Here is a 24,230-nt window from a genome sequence, read left to right on the forward strand (position 1 = left end):
GTTTGATAAATTAAGGATAGCAGTAGCAAGTAAATGGGTTGTTTTAGCAAATAATTTCTTGAAAAATTAACTTCAAAAAACGACTTAATTTTTTTTTGTTGTATTTTTTTTGAAGAGGTAAAGGTTTCAAATGTAATAGTTGTACTCAAAAGCACCTCTAAAGATAAATAGTACGAGCTTTGTACTGTTTTTACAGTTTTCCGTGACCAAATAGTAAGAACAAGATCGTTCTACCTTTTTCTTCTAATGAAGCGCTCAGTAACGAAAAAGCTTTTGTTATTTGAGCCTCAACAGCTTTTACAGTTACTTTGAGATAGTCTGCAATTTCTGCATTAGTTAAGCCTTCTTTTTTGCTTAAAATAAAAACTTCTTTACACTTTGGAGGAAGATTTTGAATTTCTCTATTGATGACCGACATGACGCGCTCAAACGTTTCGGTGTCATCATCGAGTACAACTGCATTTAAAGCATCAAAGTAACTTTTTTCGAGAGTAGAAAGGGATTGATTTTTACGGTATTGGTCGATAAATTCATTGTAGACAGACTTGTATAAAAAGCTTTTTAGGGATTGATGTGATTTTAGTTTAATGCGTTGCTCCCACAAGCGAACAAATACGTTTTGAACAATATCTTCGGCAGCAAACAGATTTCTGATAAGACTGTTGGCATATACACAAAGTTTTTGGTAATGTGTATCCATCAAATAGGCATATGCTTTTTCGTCTCCCTTTTTTAGGGATGCAATTAGGCTATCATTGTCGCTATAAATGTCAATTTTCACGAAAACAAATTAAAGCAATAATAATTAAAAACATACGAATTATAAAAAAAGATTGTCAATTTGTTAGGGTATTGCTTTTTTGCTTCGTTATAGTATAAAGAATCAAAAATGGCCGTAAACATAATGGAGCAATTATTTATTAAATTTATTACAAATCAAGCTACTTCACATGAAATTGATGCGCTTACCGAATGGCTTGAGGCGAATACTGCAAATCAAAAAGTATTTAACGATTTTGTAAAAATAAATTATACGGTTGATTACGCTTTGCACACGTTTGATCTTGATGCTGCCAAAAAGAAATTACTGCAAACAATCAAACAAGAAAGAAGTATGTTTTTTAAGAGTAGAGTTCAATCTTACTTAAAATATGCAGCCGTACTTTTAGTTTTTATTAGCGCATTTTATTTATATCAGAAAAATGGCGGATTAGTTGCTGACGATCCAGTCCTGTTGAATGAAAAGGAGCAATTGATTACGTTGCAATCTGACAACGGAAGCATTCAAGTAATCAATCCTGATAATATAAAAAACGTAACCGATAAATCTGGTAAAATTATCGGGAAACAGGATAAAAATAAGATTGTGTATTCAGGCGAAATTGACGAGCAGCACTTACTGTACAATACCATTAATGTACCAAACGGAAAACGTTTCGAATTAATTTTGTCAGATGGAACCAATGTGCATTTAAATTCCGGAACTTCTTTACGTTATCCGGTTAGATTTATAAAAGGAGAAAATCGTCAAGTGTTTTTAGATGGAGAAGCTTTTTTTGATGTAACTAAAGATCCAAGACATCCGTTTTTGGTTAGTTCTGCAGATATGAATGTAAAGGTGTTGGGAACAAAATTTAATGTTACCTCGTATGTTAAAGATGCAAAAACTTCTGCTGTTTTAGTAGAAGGAAAAGTTGCAGCATCGGATCATCTTAATAAAGAAGAGGTTATTTTAAAACCTGGAAACCGTGCTTATTTTGGTGACAAACAGTTAAGCGTTGAGGCAGTTGATGTACGTAAGTATGTGGCTTGGGTTTCGGGCGAACTAATGTTCATCGATGATTCGTTTGGAGTTATTACCAATAAGTTAGAGCGAAAATTCAATGTTGATATTGTAAATAAATACGCAGAGCTCAACAATATTGTAGTCACTGCAACTTTTAAAGGCGAAAATATTGAGCAGGTTTTAAGGACATTTCAAACCTATAAAGATTTTAACTATACCATTAAAAATAAAGTAGTAACGATAACCAAACCTTAAAATATGTAAAAAATAATTAATCGAAAAAAAAGGAAGGTGCGCCAACACCTTCCCAATCATTTTAAAAATTGATTTAATCTTAAACTATCAAATTAAACCATTGTAAACTTATGAAAAAACAACCAATTACAGGTGCGTTATGGCGCATTTTGGATAACTCAAACCTGAAGATGAAATTCACACTTTTATTTTTATTCACCAGTCTGTTACAAGTTAATGCCTCTAGTACGTACGGACAGAAAAGTAAAGTTACCATTGAAGTTAATGGTACTGCATTGACCAATGTTTTTCAAATTATAGAAGAGCAAACAGATTTCCATTTTTTTTATAATCGAAATGAATTAAATGTCAACCAGAAAATTGATTTAAATGTAAAACAAAAGCAGCTAGTCGAAGTTCTAGGAAAATTGTTTAGTGAAACTAACATTTCATACCAAATTTTTGGTAATCAAATTATACTTAAAAAAGCAACTACAATTAAAACTGAGCCAGAAATGACACCTCTTTTTTCTATTCAACAAAGAGAAATAAAAGGTATGGTAACTGATATAGCCGGAATTCCTTTGGTTGGAGTTTCCATTACAATGGAAGGTACCAAATTTGGAACGACCACCGATTTCGATGGAAAATTTAAGTTGGTCACTACCTCTTCTGGAAGAATTTTAATTTTCTCTCATTTAGGTTACGAGCCAAAGCGTATTGCTTTTAGCGGTGAAGAAGCGCTGAAAATAATACTTATTGAAGAAATGAATGAATTGGAAGAGGTAGTACTTGTTGGCTATGGCAAGCAAAAGCGTACTGAATTCTCTGGAGCTGTTTCTTCGGTAAGTGCCAAAGATATTGTTCAAGCTGCAACTGGATCTATTGGTTTTGATAGAGCTTTGGGAGGATTGGTAAAAGGAGTACAAGTATCGCAAAATACAGGACGACCAGGTGGTCCTGTTCGTATTAATATAAGAGGAATTACTTCTCCATTGTCTTCAGTAGGCGGTGGATTAAATCAGCCGTTATATGTTATTGATGGAGTTCCTTTTAATATAGATGCCTTACAAGGCGCTAATCCATTGTCTACTTTAAATCCAAATGATATTGAAAGTTTTGATGTTTTGAAAGATGCTGGAGCGACTTCTATCTACGGTTCTCGTGGAGCAAATGGGGTAATTATTATTAAAACAAAAAGAGGTAAAAAAGGACAAGCACCACAGGTGAACTTTTCATACGCAACTACACTAGCAAAACCTATAGGTAAAGTTGGCGTATTAAACGCGAGTCAATATAAAGAGTACTATAATTTAATGTTGTCCAATAGTATTGATGCTGCAAATAACTTTCAAATAGATGGATATGAGTTAATGGGTCTTGCTACTATCGGCGAAAATGATTTTGGCGAGCTTACTTATGATGGATTAAATACTGATTATTTTGGAACTGCAAATACCGATTGGAACAAAGAAGTTTTTAGAAGTATGGCAGTAACAAAACAAGCGAACTTTAGTATGAACGGTGGTAGTGATAAAACCAATTATAATTTCAGTTCTTCATTTATAGATCAAGAAGGTCTGACTATAAAAGACAACATGAAGCAATATAATTTAGGACTTTCATTGGATACTGACGTAACTGACCGTGTTAAAATGGGAAGCTCGATTAATGTAGGTCATACCGAGTCTAACTCTGGAGAAAATGATCTTCTAACGCAATATACTATTAATAGTTCTATCGCTCGTGCACGTCCAGATTTACCGGTAAGAGATGTGAACGGAAAATTATTAGCACAGCCTGATTATCAGTATGGTTACTTTGAAACGTTTGAGCCGAATCCGTTAATGAGATTAGCTAGTAACACAAACAAAAAGGCGTATAACCTTATTGGTAGTGCTTACGTTGAAGTAGAGTTGCTAAAGGATTTTAAATTGAAGACGGATGTAAATGCTTCTTTGTTTTATAATAAAAACAGTTCATTTATTCCTGCTACTGTAGAGACTATTTTTGGTGATTATATTGGAGAATCAATCTTGGATGAAAACGATGGTTTAATCTCTAATATTACGACAAACTTCACAGCTAATTACGATTTCTTAATCTCAAACCACAAGTTTGGTCTATTAGCAGGTGCTGCTTGGGACAAAACAAATTTTAATAGTTCTTACAATACCTATTCAGGTTTTCCTGATGATGAAATCCTAAATAATTCTTCTTCTGCGAGAGCAGCAATTGGTTATGGTAGTGCTCGTGTAGAAACAGGCTTGTATTCCATGTTCTCTCGTTTAAACTACGGTTACAAAAATTTGTATAATGCCACTGTGAATTTTAGAACAGATGCTTCTTCAAAATTTGGTCCAGGTAATAAAAGAGGTTATTTCCCTTCTTTATCAGCCAGCTGGAACATTTCTAATGAAGAGTTTTTTTATGATATTACAGCGGTAAATACTTTAAAATTAAGAGCAAGTGCAGGACGAGTAGGTTCTACAAATGTATCTGATTTCGCTTACTTACAGTTTTTTCAAAATCAATCGGGTAATCTGTACAATGGTCAGTCTGCTGTACTTCCAGATAATAATTTTCCTAATTCAAAAATTGGATGGGAAACTACAGACGAAGTGAACTTAGGTTTAGATTTCGGTTTTTTTAACAATCGAATCAAAGGAAGTTTTGATATCTATGAAAGAAAAACAACCGGTGCTTTAGTTAAAACACCTTTACCTTTAGAATTAGGACCTAGCTCTTACTTCTCAAACTTTATGGATGTTTCTAATAAAGGAATCGAAATCAGTTTAGGTGGTGATATTATTAGAGGTAATGATTTTGTTTGGTCTACTACCGTAAACTGGTCATTCAATAGAAATAAATTATTAAAATTAAACGGAGCCAATATCAATCCGAATCAATCGGATTACTTTATCGAAGGTCAGCCAGTAGGAACTATTAAAGGATACAAAGTCGCTAAAATATTACAAACACAAGACGAAGTTGATGCTTTAAACGATGCGTCACCTTCAGGATATTACGATCAATTTTCAACTGGAATAGGAGATTTTATGATGGAAGATGTAAATGGAGATGGCCAAATCACTACTGATGACAGAGCTATAATTGGAAGTATTCAACCAGACTTCTTCGGCGGAATTTCAAATACATTTGCTTACAAAAACTTTAGCTTAACTGCTTTGTTTCAATATTCAGTAGGAGCAAAATCAATTTGGAATGCGATCCCAATCGGAACGTATAATGTTTTGGGAGAAAATAAATATAGTGAATATGCTTTAAATACTTGGACTCCTGAAAATTCGAACGCACGTTATGCAAAAACAGTGTATTCCGATCCTTCTGCGAACGGAAGAGTTTCAGATAGATATGTGTACGACAGTTCGTATTTGCGTTTAAAAAGCATGCAGCTAAACTATAATTTAGACAAAGATTTATTAAGCAAAATTAGAGTTGAAAGAGCAACACTTACATTAACCGCAACAAATCTAGTAACATGGACCAAATGGCCTGGGATTGATCCTGAAACTTTCTCAGAAAGAGGAGGTATAATTGATCAAGTAAGTAATGAAGATCCGTATCCACTAGCTAAGTCATTCTCTTTAGGTGTTCAACTACAATTTTAAATTTAAAACAGATGAAACGATATATAAAAAAAATTAATACGGTTTTAATTTTTGCAATTGCAGCTACTTTTTCGAGCTGTAGTGTGGATGATATTAAACCATATAATAAATTAACATCCGAAAATACAATTAAAGACGAAGCGTCTGCGCAACTGGTTCTTAATGGAGTGTACAATTTAGGTAAAGCATTCGATGTTAGCTCTTTTCCATTGCATCTAGCGGGTTTGGGTATTGAAGGTAATTTAACGCCCGGATTAGTTGGTTCTAAAGGTTTTGTGACCAACCAAGTACCCGTTGATAATATCTTTTTGGCTAATTTATACAATGGACATTATAAAATTATTAATTCTTGTAATTTCTTAATACAAGAGTTAGAAGCAGGAAAAGCAATTGGGATAGCTGATGATAAAAAAGCGGAAATGCTGTCTGAAGCAAAATTTCAAAGAGGTTTTGCTTATTTTAATTTGCTTCGTTATTTTGGAGAATTTTATGACTTATCCTCTAACCATGGTGTGGTTTTAAGAACTAGTTTTTCAACGGATCTTGAAGCAAAACCAAGAAATACGGTGCAAGAAGTATACAACCAGATCGAAGCTGATTTACTTTATGCATCAGCAAAAGGACCTGTTTACATTGATCATTTTTACTCAGGAAGTTTGGCTGCCAAAGCGTTATTGTCTAAAGTTTATTTGTACGAGAAGAAATTTACTCAAGCCGCGGCATTAGCTAATGCAGTCATTAATAACGACGAAGGGTATATGTTAGAAGCGAATTATGCTGATATTTTTAAAAATAGTTTCAACTCATCTGAAGTGATTTTCGCACCCTTTACTGGACCAGACAATGAAGGTAAAACGGCAATGGTATTGGTTAAAAGTACTGCCGCTAGCGAAACATTAAAATCTTTGGCAGATGCGCAATTTGGATCCGAAACTGATGGTAGTCTATCGGGTACTGGTTCTGGTTATGATCCACGTTTCGCTTTTGCGTACGCTGCTAGTACAAAAAAATCGAATGGAAACGGAAAATATCCTTTTCAAGACTTAACACAATCGCAAGGAAATACGTTGTATCATTTGCGTTTGGCCGAAATATATTTAATAAAAGCAGAAGCAGAAGCACGCCAACAAGACGGAGATCTTTCGTCAGCACTTACTGATCTAAACGAAATTAGAATTCGTGCGGGTGTTACAGAAAAAGATCTTTCAGACAAAGCAACTTTATTAGAAGACATTCGTCAGGAGAAAATCTTAGAACTTTTCTTTGAAAATGGAGAAAGCTGGTTCGACCTTGTGCGCTATCATACTTTAGGAAATCTAACAGCTTCGCAAATAAAGTCAAGTCTTATTTCTGAAGATAAATTTATATTACCAATACCACTACAAGTAATTACAGGGAATAAGTCAGTTATTCAAAACAAGGGTTATTAATTCACTGACAATGTAAGCAAGAGTGTGGTATTCAAAAATTGCATTGCAGCAACTGCTACACTCTTGTTTTTTTAATATCTAATTTATAAAATATAAAAAAATGAAAAATATAACATTCATAGCATTACTAATCGTTTTGATGTCTTGTCAAAACGCTACGCCACCAAAGGATTATGTCGTTTTACACGGAAAAATAACGAACCCAATTGCTGGATTAGGTTTACGACTTTTTGATCCAGTTAGTTCACAAACAGTGACCATTGCGGTTGCCCAAGACGGATCTTACAGAGACACGATTAAATTAAAAGAGGCGGCTTACTTTAATGCATTTTATGATAAATTTTTTGGTCTTTATCTTAAAAACGATATGGATTTAGAAATTAATTTTGATGCAAAAAATGTTTCTAAAACATTAACTTTTAAAGGCAACGGAACTAAAGAAAATGATTTTTTAATAGTTAAATCTAAACTGGAAGGCCAATTATTTGGAGCAGATTATAATGCTTTTATCAATTCTGATAAAGCGACTTTCGATTCTAAAATGGCTGCGTTTTCAGGAGATGTTAAATCAGAGTTAGACAAGCAAAAAGCGATTTTAGATACTGCTTTTGTAAGCACTCAATTAATAAAATTACAAGAATTCAATACTTCTTTGACACAGCAATTTTTGGACGAGCAAAGAAATAAAAGTGAATTAGGTGTGGGAATGGCTTCGCCTGAATTTAAAAATTATATCAATTATAAAGGTGGAAAATCGTCTCTATCTGATTTTAGAGGGAGCTATGTTTTTATTGATGTTTGGGCAACTTGGTGCGGACCATGTAAATATGAAATGCCGTTTATTAGCAAAGTCGAAAAAGCATTTCACGGTAAAAACATCAAATTTATAGGTATTTCTGTAGACCGTTTAGCTGACGAAAAAAAATGGCGTGAGATGATTGTAGCGCAAAAGTTAACGGGAACTCAGCTTTTAGCCGATAACGAAATCGGATCTGAATTTATTGCTGGCTATTACATACAAGCAATTCCACGTTTTATAATTTTAGATAAAGAAGGAAAAATTGTGAGTGCGGATGCGCCACGACCTTCAGAACCAGAATTAACTGAATTGTTAAATTCATTGGATCTTTAATGTATCACAGCGAAAATATTAAGTAATATAATTTTCGTTCCGCTTTCTTTGGGGGAAGTGGCGGAATGATTATTAGTAAAATATTATTTTTTATTTTCCTGTGGTATTACCACTATTTTTCTCATGTTGAAATCTCTTTTTAAAATTTATTTTAAGAAAGAGTAGGAATGCTATTGCTTGTTTTTAAATACCGTAAATTAATAGTAGAACTAAAAACTTATGCTACAGTAGTTAAATAAATACCCTGAAAACTCAGAAATACAACTAACATTATTTTTAAAAAATGAAAAATTTATTCACTCTAGTTTCTCTTTTCCTCACAATTAGTGCAGTCAGTGCACAAGAAGTGAAATTGAATGAACCGCTTCCAGTAAATTCTAAAATTAAGAAAGGAGTCCTTAAAAACGGAATGACGTATTATATCTACAAAACAGATGTAGTAAAAAATGTGGCCAGCTATTATATCATTCAAAATGTAGGTTCGGTTTTAGAGAACGATGATCAACAAGGATTGGCGCACTTTTTAGAACACATGGCTTTTAACGGAACTAAAAACTTTCCTGGAAAAGGCGTTTTAAATACATTACAAAAGCATGGAGCTGTTTTTGCCAAAGACATTAATGCGTACACAGCTTTTGATGAAACGGTTTACAATATGGATAATATTCCGACCAATGTTCCTGGTTTGGTAGACATTTCGTTATTGATATTGCACGATTGGGCAGACGGTTTATTGTTAAATGATGCAGAAATTGATGCAGAGCGTGGCGTTATTAAAGAGGAGTGGAGAACCAGACAAAATGGGTACATGCGTCTTTTTAAAAAATCACTTCCGACCATGTACAATAACACCAAATATGCCGACCGTATGCCAATAGGGTTAATGGACATTGTGGATAATTTTAAATATAAAACTTTACGTGATTTTTACCACGATTGGTACAGAACCGACTTGCAAGCAATTGCTGTAGTGGGTGATATTGATGTGGCTGAAATTGAGAAAAAAATTGAAAAAATATTTTCTCCAATTCAAGCAGTAAAAAATCCGTTAGAAAGAGTTGTGACTCAAATTCCTGATAATCAAGAGATGCTATATAACTTAGGAACGGATAAAGAAATTTCTACTTCGTATATCTCTTTTACCATCAATCAGCCCAAATCATTGAAAGACGAAACGGTGGCTGATTTTCAAAAATCGTTGTATAGCGGGATGGTAAACAGAATGATCAATGCAAGATTGAGAGAAATTGCGCAAAAACCAGATTCGCCATTTATTTCTGCAACGTTAATGTACCAAAGTTTAGCAAGAGCCAAAAACACTTTCGGATTAGTAATTTCACCGAAGCCTAATTTACAGCAAAAAGCATTTAAAGTAGCTGTAGAAGAGTTAAATAGAGCGATTAAATTTGGATTTACTCCAGGAGAAATTGACCGAACAATCGCCGTTTATACTAATTTTTATCAAACTAAAATTAGTAAAATAGACCAAATTCCGCATGCTGAAATAGTAAATTCTATCCAGAAAAATTATTTAGATAATAAAGCCATGACCGATGTGCCTAAAGAATTTGAATTGGCAAAAAGTATTTTTAATGAAATGAAGCCTGCTGACTTGCAAGCTTTCCTTAAAAAATTATACACGCCTACCAATAGAGTTTTAGATGTTACTGGAGTCGAAGGAGAACAAAATCTTTCTAAAGAAGAGGCGTTGCAAATACTTGTTGCAGTAGAAAATGGTGGTAGTTTAATGGCTTATAAAGACGAATTTATTGGTAAATCATTAACCGATGGACTTGCTATTCAAGCAGGTAAAATTGTTTCAGAAAAAATAGATAAAAAAATAGGAGCGACCACTTTTGTTTTAAGTAACGGAGCGGTAGTACACTATAAATTTACTAATATCGAAAAAAACAATGTGTTACTTGAGGCTTCTAGTTTTGGAGGAAATTCGCTGGTAAAAGATGCTGATCTTCCTTCTGCAGCAATGGTGAGTACTTTAGCAGGTATGTCTGGTGTAGGTGCTTACAGTGCGAGTGATTTATCCAAAATATTAGCTGGTAAAAACGTAAACACTAGAGTTGGTATCGCAGATTTAGAGGAAAATATTTCGGCAATGACGACCGCAAAAGATATCGAAACTATGTTGCAATTGGTGCACTTGCAATTTGTACAACCTCGATTTGATGAGGATAGTTTTAAAGTGCTTCAAGACAACTTAAACAATACATTAATTCAAAGGAGTAATGATATTGCTTACAAAATGGAAGATACTATTACAACCACTTTGTACGGTTTTAATAATGCTAAAAAGCGATTGTTTGATGAACAGTATTTGAAAGATATTACTTTCGATAAAATTCAATCGGTCTACAAAGAGCGTTTTACTAATTCGGGTGATTTTGTGTTTTTTATCACAGGTGATATTTCGAAAGACACATTGAAACCGTTATTAGAGAAGTATATTGCGAGTTTGCCAACATCAAAAAACAGAGAAAAATGGCAGGATAATTCGGTTGCTTGGTTAAAGAAAACGAATACGAAAGACGTTTTCTTAGCTATGGAAGATCCAAAAGCAACGGTTCGTATGGCCTTTAAAAATGAATTTAAGTACAGTTTGAAAAACAACTATATATTGAAAGCTTTTCAAGATGTTCTAGAATTAAGATTGCTAGAAACATTGAGAGAACAAGAAGGTGGAACTTATGGCGCGAGTGTCTACAGTTCGCTATCTAAAAGACCGAAACAGCTGGCAAGTTTCTATGTTTATTTTGATTGTGATCCTGATAAAGTAGACAAATTAGTGGCTATTGTACACGAAGAAATTGCAAGAATAAAAGCAGGAACTATTGATCAAGAAGATTTAGACAAAGTACGCAGCAGTTATTTAAAAGAACTGAAAGAGCAAAAAGAGTACACGGATTACGAGTTAAATTTAATGTACGATTTCTTTATTGAAGGATTTAATAGAAACGACCCTAAAAATAATGTCGCTCTTATCAATGCCATTACAGCACAAGACATTCAGAAATTTGTTAGTGAAATGACAAAGAATTCTGAAAGCTTCGAAATTATATTTAAACCCAAAAAATAAAAGTACTTCTTTCGTTACTACTTAGTTTTATAAGTCTTTTGAATTAGTATCAAAGAACGAAAGAATTTGGAGGGTCGTTCATGCAGCGGCCCTTTTTTGTACCAAATATTCTCTAAAATTACCGCCTAATGAAAAAACTAATTGTACTGTTAACGCTTCTTTTAAGTGTTACAGCATTTTCACAAATACACAAACCAGTAAAATGGGCTACTTCTGTAGTTCTGGTTTCAGACACTAAATATGATTTAGTAATGCAAGCCACGATCGGTGACGGTTGGCATTTGTATTCTCAAAATGTTCCTGAAAACGGACCCATTCCTACTGCTTTTACGTTTAAAAATAATGCTGATTTTGAATTAATCGGAAAAGTTTCAGAAGAAACTGGACATACGGTTAATGATCCTATTTTTAATATGAAAATTAAGTTTTTTGAAAATAAAGCAGTTTTCAAACAACGCATCAATGTAATTTCTAAAAAAGTAGTCAAAGTTTCGGGAGAAGTAGAGTTTATGGTGTGTAATGATGCGAATTGTTTGCCACCATCTTACGTAGACTTAAATTTTGAAATTCCAGCAACGGTAGTGAGCGTTAAAGCAAATCAAAGTTCGGCCATTGATGAAACGACAGTTGTTGAAACGGAAACTTTAGATGAAGTTACTCTAGCAAAGGATAGTGTAACAGATTCTGAAGTACAAGCAGAAGTTAAACAAGATGTAGTGGTTAAAAGTAGTACTGCTCAAGATACAAAATCGGATGACAGAAGTTTGTTGGCTATTTTTATAATAGCCTTCTTTTCTGGATTCGCTGCTTTATTGACACCTTGCGTTTTCCCTATGATTCCAATGACGGTCAGTTTTTTTACCAAACAGAGTAAAAACAGAGCTAAAGGAATTAAAAATGCCATTATTTATGGCTTGTCGATTGTGGTTATTTATGTGCTTTTAGGCTCAATAGTAAGTGCTGTTTTTGGAGCCGATGCTTTAAATGCGCTTTCTACTAATGTTTGGTTCAATGTGATTTTCTTTCTTCTTTTAGTGGTCTTCGCAGTTTCTTTCTTGGGTGCTTTTGAAATTATGCTTCCCAATTCATGGGCAAATAAGGTCGATTCAAAAGCAGATAAAGGTGGACTAATCGGAATTTTCTTTATGGCTTTAGCTTTGGCTATTGTTTCTTTTTCTTGTACAGGACCCATTGTAGGAACTTTATTAGTACAAGCAGCAGCAGGTGGAAATCAAGTGGGACCAATTATCGGAATGTTAGGATTTTCATTGGCATTGGCCATTCCATTTGCCTTATTTGCCGCTTTTCCGGGTTGGTTAAATTCATTGCCAAAATCGGGTGGCTGGTTGAATACCGTAAAAGTAGTTTTAGGATTTTTAGAATTGGCTTTGGCGTTTAAATTTTTATCGAACGCAGATTTAGTTTTACAATTGCATTTATTAGAACGTGAAGTTTTCTTAGCGATTTGGATTGCCATTTTTGGAACGTTAGCTTTTTATCTTTTTGGAAAAATACAATTGCCACACGATTCGCCTTTAACGCACATATCTGTCGGAAGGTTAAGTTTGGGATTATTGTCTTTGACTTTTACCATTTATATGATTCCAGGATTATGGGGAGCACCTTTAAATATAATTAGTGCTTTTCCTCCAGCACAACATTACAGTGAGTCACCTTATGGAGTTGGTGGTGCATCAAATGGCGGTGCAGTAGCAGTTGCGCAAGAAATTCCTGAAGGTGCACATTTAATGGCACCGCACAATATTTTAGCGTTTACCGATTATGATTTAGGAATGGCGTACGCTAAAAAAGTAAACAAACCAGTGATGCTCGATTTTACAGGATATGCTTGCGTAAACTGTAGAAAAATGGAACAACAAGTTTGGCCAAAGGATCAAATTTTGTCTATTCTTAATAATGATGTAGTACTTATTTCGCTCTACGTAGATGATAAAAGACCGCTTCCAGAAGGAGAAGTGATAGAATCAAAATTGCGACCTGGAAAACAGCTGAAATATGCAGGTCAAAAATGGAGCGAATTTCAAACTATTAAATACAAAGCAAACGCACAGCCTTTTTATGCGTTGACAGATCACGATGGCGAAAATTTAACTGAGCCAGTGGGTTATACACCCGATGCTGAGGAATACCAAAACTGGCTAAAAGCTGGAATTGCAAATTTTAAAAAATAAATGATTTTTGTAGAAAAACACTCTAGTTCTTTTAACGGAGTGTTTTTTTATTCTAAACAGTAAATTAATACCACAGATTATGAGTCTTTTAGCAAATCTATTTAAAAAAGAACTTGCTCCACTTTCTGACAAAAAGAGTAGCGAAATTTCTGAATTAGAATTGTACTTCCAACAATTCAGAGAAAATATAATTGGAACCAGTCAAAAATTTAATTCGCCCTACGGTCCAAAAGAAATTATTTACGCCGATTGGACTGCAAGTGGAAGATTGTATCGCCCGTTAGAAGAAAAATTACTGAATGAATTTGGTCCTTACGTCGCGAACACGCATACCGAAACCGCCATTACGGGTTCGGTAATGACAATGGCCTATCATGATGCGAGAGCCATTATAAAAACGCACGTAAACGCTAGTGAAGATGATGTTTTAATAACAGAAGGTTCTGGTATGACAGGCGTTATCAATAAACTACAACGTATTTTAGGTCTTAAAGTTTCTGAAAATTTAAAATCCTTTACGGAGGTTCCAGATGCACTACGCCCAATTGTTTTTATTACGCACATGGAGCATCATTCTAACCAAACTTCTTGGCTCGAAACAATTGCTGAAGTGGTTGTGATTCCGTGTAATGAGTTGGGATTAATTTGTTTTGATAGTTTCGAAAAATTAATACTACAGTACAAAAATAGACCAATTAAAATTGCTTCGGTAACTGCTTGCTCCAACGTAACGGGCATTGAAACCGATTACCATAAAATCGCACGTATTATTCACCAACATGACGGCTTGTGTTTTGTAGATTTTGCGTGTTCTGCACCTTATGTGGCTATAGATATGCATCCGCTAGAAAAAGACTCCTATTTAGATGCTATTTTCTTCTCTCCTCATAAATTTTTAGGAGGGCCAGGAACTTCAGGAGTTTTGGTATTTAATAAAAAATTATATAAAAACAGTATTCCAGATAATCCTGGCGGAGGAACAGTTAGTTACACCAATCCTTGGGGCGAACACGATTATGTATCGGATATTGAAGCTAGAGAAGATGGCGGGACACCCGGTTTTCTGCAAGCGATCAAAATTGCACTTTCCATTCGATTGAAAGAGAAAATGGGAATTAAAAACATTATAAATCGCGAGCATGAGTTAAACAAGATTATATTTAGTAGATTATCTATCATTCCGAACCTAACTATTTTGGCAGCAGAACATACCAATAGACTGGGAATTTTTTCTTTTTACATTACCGATGCGCATTTTAATTTAATTGTAAAATTACTAAACGATCGGTTTGGAATTCAAACCCGAGGAGGTTGTTCTTGCGCGGGTACTTACGGGCATTTTTTATTGAATGTAGATCAACAAACCTCGCACAGTATTAAAGCTAAAATCGAGGAAGGGTGTATGATTGAGCGCCCAGGTTGGATCCGCATGTCTATTCACCCAACAATGACCAATGCCGAAATTATTTTCTGCTGTGACGCAATTGCGAAAGTTGCTGCACATTTTAAACAATGGCAAGTAGATTATAAGTACGACGCCATAAAAAATGAGTATGTACACCACGCAAATTTCAATACCGAAAAAGAAATAACCAAAAATTGGTTTATTCTGTAAGCAATACTATTTTTATCAAATATTTAAAAAAATGTTATTTTTTAGTATAAATTAAAAAACTGGTAGGCACTAGTGTGTTTAATCTGAAATTCCGTATATATTTGGAAATCGGTATTCTTTTAAATAATTTTGAGAGTAAGAAAACAAATTTATACGGAATTTTCCTTTTTTTAATAGTTCATTTAAGAAAAAGTGTTATCGTACACATAAAATAAGATGTGTTTGAATTGGTGAAGAAAGAAGAAAATTGAAGATGCGTTGAACCGAAAAACGAATAATTGTTATTGCTTAATTTATACCCTTTGAATATGAAAATCTATAGCCTTTTAGTAAGTAGCTCTTTATTTTTGTTCAGCTTAAATGCCCAAAGTCAGAACAAAGACGTGTGGCATTATGTTGCAAACGAAAACGTAATTAGCGAAAACAAAGAACCTGGTCACGCCACATTTACCTCTTTTACCTCGAGTGCAGAAGCAGCAAATGGAAAAGCTAAATACAAGCAAGTTCTTGATGGACAATGGAAATTTAAATGGGTAGCTTCTCCTAAAGAACGTTCGTTGACCTTTATGAATCCTTCTGAAAACATTGACGGTTGGGACAACATCAAAGTACCTTCGAATTGGGAAGTGGAAGGATACGGAATTCCGATTTACGTAAACCATCAATACGAGTTTGCCGATTATAAAGCACCTATTGCCAGCGATATGGAGTTAGACGGCGTTTATCCAAAATATCCAGGAAAAGTTCCGAAAGAAAACAATCCGGTAGGTTCATATCGAAGAGATTTTGACTTGGCCCAAGATTGGGACGGAAAAGAAATTTTTCTACATCTTGGTGCAATGAAATCGGGAGGTTTTGTTTGGTTGAATGGAGAATATATTGGCTATTCTCAAGGAAGTAAATTGCCAGCTGAATTTAATATTACTAAACAGGCCAAACCAGGAAAAAATACAATTGCGCTGCAGATTTTTAGATGGACAGACGGTAGTTATTTAGAATGTCAAGATTTTTGGAGAATTAGCGGAATTGAACGTAGCGTTTATGTATATGCGCAACCAAAGGTGAGAATCAAAGATTTTGAAGTCGTTTCTACTTTAGACAAGGCTTACGAAAACGGACTTTTTAGCTTAGATATTGAACTTAAAAATCATTTGCAAAAAAAGCAAAAACTAAAAGTTGCTTACAGTATTCTTGACGGAAATAAAGTACTGCAAAAAGGAGTGCAGGAAATGGCAATTGAAAATGATGCCAATGCAAAATTATCTTTTAGTTCTGCTATCGAAAACGTAAAAGCCTGGAGCGCTGAGCATCCTAACTTATACACTTTAAATATCGATGTTTTAGATTCAAAAGGAAAAGCAATTGAATCGACTACTCGTCAAATCGGATTTAGAAGTGTCGAAATTAAAAAAGGATTGTTGCTTGTAAACGGACAGCGTATAACGCTGAAAGGAGTAAATGCACAAGAAGCAGATCCAGAAACGGGTCACGTAATGTCTGAAGAATTAATCCTGAAAGACATACGCATGTGGAAAGAAAATAATATTAATGCAGTTCGGTTGAGTCATTATCCGCGCGGAAGTAGATTTTACGAATTGTGTGATGAACACGGAATCTATGTAGTTGACGAAGCGAATATCGAGTCGCATGGTATGTACTACGGAGATCATTCGCTAGCGAAAAAGCCAAGTTGGGAAAAAGCGCACGTAGATCGTATGGAGCGCATGGTCGCTCGTGATAAAAATCATCCTTCGGTAATTATTTGGTCTATGGGCAACGAGGCAGGGAACGGCGTAAATTTTTACGCAGGTTATAATGCAATTAAAGCAATGGATAAGTCTAAAAGACCGGTTCAATATGAGCGTCCGTACAAAGACAATGACGGAACTAATTATGATATGGACTGGAATACCGACATTATTGTACCACAATATCCATCGCCGGCTGCTTTTGAGGAAATAGGTAAATCTAAAACCGATCGCCCATTTATTCCGAGTGAATATGCACACGCTATGGGAAATAGTACAGGTAACTTTCAAGACTATTGGGATATTATTGAGCAGTATGATAATTTACAAGGCGGTTTTATTTGGGATTGGGTAGATCAATCGATCTGGAAAACAAATGAAAAAGGAGAGCGCTATTATGCTTATGGTGGTGATTACGGCGAAAATATGCCTTCGGATAATTCGTTTTTGAACAACGGAATTGTGTTTCCAGACCGTACACCACAACCGGGACTTTATGAAGTTAAAAAAGCGCATGAGTTTATCAATTTCAAATCAAAAGGAATTAATCAACAAAATGAATTGCGCATTTTATTAGAAAATTTATACGATTTTACCAATCTAAATGCCTTTGATATTGTAGCAAAAATTAAAGCCGACGGTAAAGTTTTAAAAACGATTGCTGTTGAAACAATTGATGTAGAAGAGCACACTGGTAAATTGATACGTCTTGATCTAAAAGGAATTGACTATAAAAAAAATACGGAGTATTTTGTTGAGATAGCTGCGCTTACTAAAAAGGACTGGGGAATTTTACCAAAAGGATTTGAAGTTGCACACGAGCAAATAAAAATCGACAAGTCATATATTAAAGAGCAAACAGTGGTAAATAATGGTGCTTCTTTAAAAGTAAAAAAATCAGACAAAGATGTGGTGGTTTACAATGATGCAGTGAGTGTGACTTTTGATAAAAAAGCAGGACGAATTACGTCGTATACGTTTAAAGGGAATGAACTTTTAAAAGATGGAAAAGGGCCAAAACCAAATTTCTGGAGAGCCGTAACAGATAATGATTCGGGAAGCAGAATGTATGCGAATAATATCGAATGGAAAAAAGCATCCTTGTTTTCTGAAGTGGTAAACATGACTACTAAAAAGATTGCCGAAAATGTAATCGAATTAAACATTACTTACGAATTACCTGGTGTAAACACAAAATTCTACAGCACCTATGAAATTAGCGGAAATGGAATTATAAAAGTAGACAACAAATTAGACGCAACTACTTACAAAGCGGATATGCCACGATTAGGAATGCGCATGCAGTTGCCAAAACAATACAATAATATGAGTTATTTTGGTCGCGGTCCTTGGGAAAATTATTCAGACAGATACCATTCGGCATTTGTAGATTTATACGAATCTAGCGTAAGTGATCAATATGTGCCTTATGTACGACCGCAAGAAAACGGATACAAGACAAACGTTAGATGGGTTGCATTGGCTGATGAAAAAAACAGCGGACTTTTGGTTGTTGCAGCTAATGTAAATCAAGGATTAGGAATAAGCGCTTTACACATGACTATGGAAGATTTTGACAGTACCGACGGTTTAGATTACGGTATTGCGGCCAAAGTAGAAGAAAAATACAGAATAGACGGGGTCCCTAAAATCAATATGAGTAAACATACTATTGATATTAAAGAGCGCGATTTGGTCGAGTTGTCTATTGATTTGGGACAAAGAGGAGTTGGTGGTGATGACAGTTGGGGAGCGCAACCTCAAGATAAATACAAAATCAAGGGAGATAGAGAACACAATTATGCGTATTATTTAATTCCGTTTGAAAAGGGAACTAAAGAATCAATGCTAGAATTGTCTAAAGAATATGCAAACTCAAACTTAAAGGTAGAAACGAAGTAAGCATATAATGTACAGCAGTAAAGTCTAAAAAAGTTTCTTTTTTAAATAATAAAAAGAGCAATACGTTTGTAAAAACGCTATTGCTCTTTTTTTTTGCTTAGAGAAAAAGTGGAAATAAAATCACTTTGATAAGCATGCAATATGTTTAATTACTTCTGATTTTTTGCGTGCGCTTTAAGTTTTTTTTGCAAGGTTAAATGCGATTATAAAACAAATCTGACTTTGTTGCATAATTTACGCAGAAGCTTCTCTTTACTTGTAGTATTCGTTTTTTAAGATAATTTTTTATAATAATTAAGAAATTTTAACCAACTCCCGTTATAATATGTCATTAGTCGAAAATATTAATATAAGGCATAATGTTTTTGTTTATTTATCTTACTAATCAAACAAATAACAAATTATGACAAAAAAAGTAATCAGATTACTATTTGTACTAGCCATTCTATGTACTTATGGTATGAATGCCCAAACGACTGTAAAAGGTTTAGTGGTAGATTCAACTACGAAGGGTGCGCTGCCAGGCGTAAGTATTGTTGTTAAAGGAACGTCAAACGGAACTACAACTGATTTTGACGGACAGTATAGTATCACTGTTCCAAATAATGATGCTGTTTTAGAATTCTCTTACTTGGGATTCACATCTCAAGTCGCTCCAATCAACGGAAGAGCTACAATTAACATTACACTTGTAGAAGATGTTAATGAGTTAACTGAAGTTGTTGTAACGGCACTTGGTATTAAGAGAGAAAGAAAATCATTGGGTTATGCAGTACAAGAGCTTAAAGGTGAAAGTCTTACAGAAGCAAGAGAAACTAACGTAGCAAATGCTTTATCTGGAAAAATTTCTGGATTACAAGTTATTAAAGGAAGTAATGGTCCTGCGAGTTCTTCGAAAATTGTTTTAAGAGGTAACAGTTCACTTACGGGTGATAACCAGCCACTTATTGTTGTTGACGGAATTCCGATGGATAACTTTACAGGAGCAGATAATAATGATTTCTTTAATCCATCACAGGATTTAGGGAACGGATTGGGAGATTTAAACCCAGACGATATTGAAACAATGACCGTTTTAAAAGGTGCTTCTGCTGCAGCATTGTACGGTTCACGTGCAGGAAACGGGGTTATTTTGATCACTACAAAAACAGGTAAATCAAAAAAAGGTTTAGGAATTACTTTTTCTGCAACTACAGGATTTGAAAGATTGTTTATCGAGCCTGAAACTCAAAGATCATTTGGTCAAGGTACTGAAGGTGTTTTTAAAAATGATTCTCGCGCAAGCTGGGGTCCAAAAATTGCAGGACAAACAGTTACAGACTATAGTGGAAAGGAATCGCAATTAAATTCTTATGATAACATAGGTAATTTTTACACTGGTGGTTTCAATCAAACGTATAGTTTGTCATTCCAACAACAAGTTTCTGATGGGACATCAATTTATTCGTCAGTTAACTATTTAAAAGATGACAGTAATATTCCGGGAGCAACTTTAGAGAGATTGAATTTAATGACCAGAGCGGTTTCTAGATTTGGTGCAGATAAAAGATGGACTACAGATGTAAAAGTACAATACGTTAATATGGAGGCTGGTAATAGACCTTTAAACGGAAGTAACGTAAATAATGCTTTTGGTACAATCGCTCAATTGCCAGCATCGATAGATGTGAATCAATTTAGAGATGCTAGTGATGAATTCGGAAAAATGAGATGGTTTGTTGCCGAAAATTCTGAAAACCCATACTGGTCTGCAAAAAACAGATTAAGCACAGACACAAGAGATCGTTTCTTATTAAATGGTTCATTGAAATATGAAATCACAAATTGGTTGAGTTCTGAAGTTAAAGCAGGTGCTGATATCTATGACACTACTAACGAAGGAAAATTGTATTCTGGTAGCCCAGGAAATAATACAGGTCGTTACAATTTTGGTAAAGACTCTTTCATAGAAACTAATTACAGCTTTTTATTACTTGCTAATAAAGATGATGTTGTTGGTAAATTTGGTACTGCAGCCACTCTTGGTGGAAACTTAATGTCAAGAAGCTCAAATTACCTTAATGGTAGTTCTGGAGATCTTGTTGTGCCAAACTTGTTTTCATTAAATAACGGAATAAATAGCCCATCTATTGGTCAAGGTTCAAGCGAAAGAAAAACAAATTCTATCTACGGAACGTTCCAGATTAATTACGATGGATTTGTATTCCTTGATTTTACAGGACGTAACGACTGGTCTTCTACTTTAAGTAAAGAAAACAGATCTTTCTTTTATCCATCAGTTAGTGCATCGTTTGTAGTTACGGATATGTTAACTAAACAAGGTGCTGAATTGCCTAATTGGTTGAGTTTTGGTAAAGTGAGAGCTTCATACGCTACAGTGGGTAACGATTTAAATCCGTACCAATTGTATAACTATTATTATATCGGTAACGATGCTAATAACAATACTACTGCAGGAGCAAACAAAACATTGTTTAATCCTGACGTAAAAAGTGAGTTGATTAAATCTAAAGAACTTGGTTTAGAAGTTCGTTTCTTCCAAAACCGTTTAGGATTAGATTTTGCTTGGTACCAGTCTAATGCTACTAACCAATTGATCGATTTGCCTTTAGATCCATTAAGTGGATACAACTTTAAGAAAGTAAATGCTGGAGATGTTCAAAATCAAGGTGTTGAGTTGTCGATCGTTGGAAAAGTAATTCACAATCCTGAAGGATTCAATTGGGAAGCAAGTTTAAACTATTCGCATAACAAAAACACTATTGAAAGCTTAGCTGACGATGTAACACAATTCCGTTTAGGTGGTTTTGACAACTTAGCAGTATTAGCAGTAGAAAGAGGTGGTTATGGTGAAATTTGGGGTACTAGATACTCACGAGTTGAAGACAAAGCGAGCGCTGATTTCGGAAAAATTATTGTAGACGGTAATGGTTTACCTACTGCTTCAAGTGAGAAATTTAAATTGGGAAGTCAACAACCTGACGCAATGGTTGGATTCTCTAACACTTTTGCTTACAAAAACTTTTCTTTTGGTTTCTTAATTGATGCACGTTTTGGCGGTGAAATATTTTCAGGATCAAATCATGCTTTGCAAGAATCTGGAAATGCAGCGGTTACTGTTATTAACGGAGAAAGAAATGATATTATAGTTGATGGTGTGGTTAGTAATGGATCTGGTGGCTTTACTGCAAACACATTCCCTACAACTCCACAAAAATACTGGGAAGCTATTACAAATAGAACGGGTAACTTAGGAATTAATGAGGCTAACATATACGATGCTACTAATATTCGATTGAGAAATATTAATGTAAACTATACAATGCCAAAAGAGTGGTTAGGTACTACTGGTATTCAAAATGCCAAAATAGGTTTATCTGCTAACAATGTTTGGATGATAAAAAGTAGCTTGAACGGTATCGATCCAGAATCAGTTTTTGCTACTGCTACAAATGCAACAGGTTTTGAGTATTTATCATCACCAACAACAAGTAGTGTATTCTTGAACGTATCATTAAGTTTCTAAAATTTAAAGCAAATTAGTTATGAAAAAAATATTAAGAAATATAGGCTTGATGGGTGGTGTCTTAGTGACTTTCCTATCATGTTCCAATTTTGAAGAGGTTAACGTTGACCCAACTGCTGCAAATGCAGATCAGGTACAAATAGAATATTTTATCAATAGTTCTATTGGTGGAGCACAGCAAGACCCGAACATAGCAGAACGTGTTTTTGTATTGTACTGGGATGATGCAGGAAGAATGACTAGAGTAGGAACATTATCTGAGGGTTCTTCAAATGATGACTGGACTAGCCAGTACTATAACAATTATGTTTCTTCTTGGTTAAGAAACATTAATGCAGGTATTAAAATTGCAGACGAGCAGTTGGAAGCTGGTAAAGCTAGACCGTACACTGCTAATCTTAAGCAAGTAGCTAGAATATGGCGTGCTTACATGATGAGTGAAATGACGGATAACTTTGGCCCTATTCCAGTTAATGGCTTTCAAGGTTCTAATCCAGAATACAGTGATGTTAAAGAAGTGTATTACTACATGTTGCAAGAACTGACAGAGGCAACTGCAGCATTGGATCTTACGATTGCAAGTCCTGAAAATTCATTAAAAAAATTGGATCCAGCTTATGGGTACGATTATGCAAAATGGCAAAAATACGGTAACTCGCTAAGAATGCGTTTGGCTATGCGTTTGTCTGAAGTAGATGCTGCTAAAGCAAAACAAGAATTTGAAGCTGCAGTTGCTGCTGGTTACATCAAAGATGCAACAGACAATTTTGCTATTCAAGAAGTTGGTGGATACAATGATTACACGGGTGTAATGACCAGAGAATGGTGGGATCACGAAGTGTCTGCAACGCTTAATAACTTAATGATTGGTTTAGGAGGAGTTCCTTCTGCAAGTATGTTATCTGCAGAAAAACTTACACACATTAAGCCAGCAAATTATATGGGTCTTAAGTTCGACAAGCATTTTACATCAATGACAAATGATCCTTCAGCTGGATTTTTCTTTGACGGATTGCACAATAGTATAGATCCTCGTGCCTACGATTTGTACGCAATTCCTGGTGATTATACTAATCCAGAATTTAATGGATATCCTTCATGGACCAATAATGCTAAAATTACCAAAAGAACTTTAGTAGATGGTAGTAGTAATGTGGTAAAAGAAATTGATGCTGCTTATACTTGGAACGCTTATGTTGGTGGAAATTGGGGCGAAAAAGGAGCTAAGAACAATATTTATGGTTTTACAGGTACTTTACCTCGTTTAGCTGATAAGTATAGAAATAGTTCTAATAAAAGAATATTCTTTGCATCATGGGAGTCTTATTTCTTAATTGCTGAAGCAGCAGTTAGAGGTTGGAATGTACCCATGAGCGGACAATCTGCTTACGAGCAAGGAATTGCTGCCAGTTTTGCATACAACAATGTGTCAGGACAATTGGGTAGTTATTTAACTTCACAAGATTATAGTAGAGTAGGAACTTCTGTAAGCTGGGCGCATACTGCAGAACCAGCTGCGACAGTAGCGATGACTTACGTAGATGGATATACTAATACTCCTGGCACCTACAATATGAAGTATCCTGTGAATACTATTTACAAAAATGGTACTGTAAAAAATGACCTTTTGACTAAAATTATTACTCAGAAGTTTATTGCACAAACACCATGGTTACCACTAGAAACTTGGAGTGATCATAGAAGACTTGGTTTACCATTTTTTGAAAATCCAGCTATTGAAACACCATTAACTGATATGCCAGCATTAACATCGGGTAATTATATGACTAGTAATGTTAAGTTTTATGGACAACGTCAAAAGTATCCATCAGACTTCTCTAGTAATATTCCAGGTGGATATGCACAAGCTCTAAGTAAATTAGGAGGTGCTGATAGTGTTTTTACCCCTTTATGGTGGGCGAAACAACAATAAATAAGTTTT

At 34.8% G+C, this 24,230-nt stretch carries 11 protein-coding genes; 10 read left to right on the forward strand and 1 reads right to left on the reverse strand.

Annotation, left to right across the window (positions count from 1 at the left end; all coding sequences use genetic code 11):
* Window positions 1-190: 190 nt before the first annotated feature.
* Entirely contained in the window at window positions 191-781 is a 591-nt protein-coding gene (locus ACRASX_RS09510) for an RNA polymerase sigma factor (RefSeq protein ID WP_432221019.1), read from the reverse strand.
* 108 nt (window positions 782-889) lie between these two features.
* On the opposite strand from ACRASX_RS09510, the gene ACRASX_RS09515 reads away from it, so the two are divergent.
* The 10 genes from ACRASX_RS09515 to ACRASX_RS09560 all read left to right on the forward strand — a co-directional run bounded on the left by ACRASX_RS09515 (window position 890) and on the right by ACRASX_RS09560 (window position 24,221).
* A complete protein-coding gene (locus tag ACRASX_RS09515) occupies window positions 890-2,041 on the forward strand; it encodes a FecR family protein (RefSeq protein WP_432221020.1) in 1,152 nt (383 codons plus the stop codon).
* 110 nt (window positions 2,042-2,151) lie between these two features.
* Entirely contained in the window at window positions 2,152-5,652 is a 3,501-nt protein-coding gene (locus ACRASX_RS09520; RefSeq protein ID WP_432221021.1) for a TonB-dependent receptor, read from the forward strand.
* An 11-nt stretch (window positions 5,653-5,663) separates the two neighbouring features.
* Window positions 5,664-7,082 carry a RagB/SusD family nutrient uptake outer membrane protein gene (locus tag ACRASX_RS09525; protein WP_432221022.1) on the forward strand — a complete coding sequence of 473 codons (1,419 nt, stop codon included), beginning with the start codon at window positions 5,664-5,666 and terminating at the stop codon, window positions 7,080-7,082.
* 100 nt (window positions 7,083-7,182) lie between these two features.
* Window positions 7,183-8,214, forward strand: a complete 1,032-nt coding sequence (locus ACRASX_RS09530; protein WP_432221023.1) for a TlpA family protein disulfide reductase — start codon at window positions 7,183-7,185, stop codon at window positions 8,212-8,214.
* A 283-nt stretch (window positions 8,215-8,497) separates the two neighbouring features.
* Window positions 8,498-11,305 carry a M16 family metallopeptidase gene (locus ACRASX_RS09535; protein WP_432221024.1) on the forward strand — a complete coding sequence of 936 codons (2,808 nt, stop codon included), beginning with the start codon at window positions 8,498-8,500 and terminating at the stop codon, window positions 11,303-11,305.
* Between the two features lie 128 nt (window positions 11,306-11,433).
* Window positions 11,434-13,497 carry a cytochrome c biogenesis protein CcdA gene (locus tag ACRASX_RS09540; protein ID WP_432221025.1) on the forward strand — a complete coding sequence of 688 codons (2,064 nt, stop codon included), beginning with the start codon at window positions 11,434-11,436 and terminating at the stop codon, window positions 13,495-13,497.
* 79 nt (window positions 13,498-13,576) lie between these two features.
* Window positions 13,577-15,112, forward strand: coding sequence for an aminotransferase class V-fold PLP-dependent enzyme (locus tag ACRASX_RS09545; RefSeq protein WP_432221026.1), 1,536 nt, complete (start codon window positions 13,577-13,579; stop codon window positions 15,110-15,112).
* A 308-nt stretch (window positions 15,113-15,420) separates the two neighbouring features.
* Window positions 15,421-18,762 carry a glycoside hydrolase family 2 TIM barrel-domain containing protein gene (locus ACRASX_RS09550; RefSeq protein WP_432221027.1) on the forward strand — a complete coding sequence of 1,114 codons (3,342 nt, stop codon included), beginning with the start codon at window positions 15,421-15,423 and terminating at the stop codon, window positions 18,760-18,762.
* Between the two features lie 403 nt (window positions 18,763-19,165).
* Window positions 19,166-22,288, forward strand: coding sequence for a SusC/RagA family TonB-linked outer membrane protein (locus ACRASX_RS09555; RefSeq protein ID WP_432221028.1), 3,123 nt, complete (start codon window positions 19,166-19,168; stop codon window positions 22,286-22,288).
* Between the two features lie 19 nt (window positions 22,289-22,307).
* A complete protein-coding gene (locus ACRASX_RS09560) occupies window positions 22,308-24,221 on the forward strand; it encodes a SusD/RagB family nutrient-binding outer membrane lipoprotein (RefSeq protein ID WP_432221029.1) in 1,914 nt (637 codons plus the stop codon).
* Window positions 24,222-24,230 lie beyond the last annotated feature (9 nt).

It is taken from the genome of Flavobacterium sp. TMP13 (assembly GCF_050847115.1).
Taxonomy (GTDB): domain Bacteria; phylum Bacteroidota; class Bacteroidia; order Flavobacteriales; family Flavobacteriaceae; genus Flavobacterium.

What these genes read in the sequence shown, in the direction of transcription:
- ACRASX_RS09550 (WP_432221027.1), top strand. Translation starts at nt 15,421, where the DNA reads ATGAAAATCTATAGCCTTTTAGTAAGTAGCTCTTTATTTTTGTTCAGC.
- ACRASX_RS09545 (WP_432221026.1), top strand. Translation starts at nt 13,577, where the DNA reads ATGAGTCTTTTAGCAAATCTATTTAAAAAAGAACTTGCTCCACTTTCT.
- ACRASX_RS09540 (WP_432221025.1), top strand. Translation starts at nt 11,434, where the DNA reads ATGAAAAAACTAATTGTACTGTTAACGCTTCTTTTAAGTGTTACAGCA.
- ACRASX_RS09520 (WP_432221021.1), top strand. Translation starts at nt 2,152, where the DNA reads ATGAAAAAACAACCAATTACAGGTGCGTTATGGCGCATTTTGGATAAC.
- ACRASX_RS09530 (WP_432221023.1), top strand. Translation starts at nt 7,183, where the DNA reads ATGAAAAATATAACATTCATAGCATTACTAATCGTTTTGATGTCTTGT.
- ACRASX_RS09525 (WP_432221022.1), top strand. Translation starts at nt 5,664, where the DNA reads ATGAAACGATATATAAAAAAAATTAATACGGTTTTAATTTTTGCAATT.
- ACRASX_RS09560 (WP_432221029.1), top strand. Translation starts at nt 22,308, where the DNA reads ATGAAAAAAATATTAAGAAATATAGGCTTGATGGGTGGTGTCTTAGTG.
- ACRASX_RS09535 (WP_432221024.1), top strand. Translation starts at nt 8,498, where the DNA reads ATGAAAAATTTATTCACTCTAGTTTCTCTTTTCCTCACAATTAGTGCA.
- ACRASX_RS09515 (WP_432221020.1), top strand. Translation starts at nt 890, where the DNA reads ATGGCCGTAAACATAATGGAGCAATTATTTATTAAATTTATTACAAAT.
- ACRASX_RS09555 (WP_432221028.1), top strand. Translation starts at nt 19,166, where the DNA reads ATGACAAAAAAAGTAATCAGATTACTATTTGTACTAGCCATTCTATGT.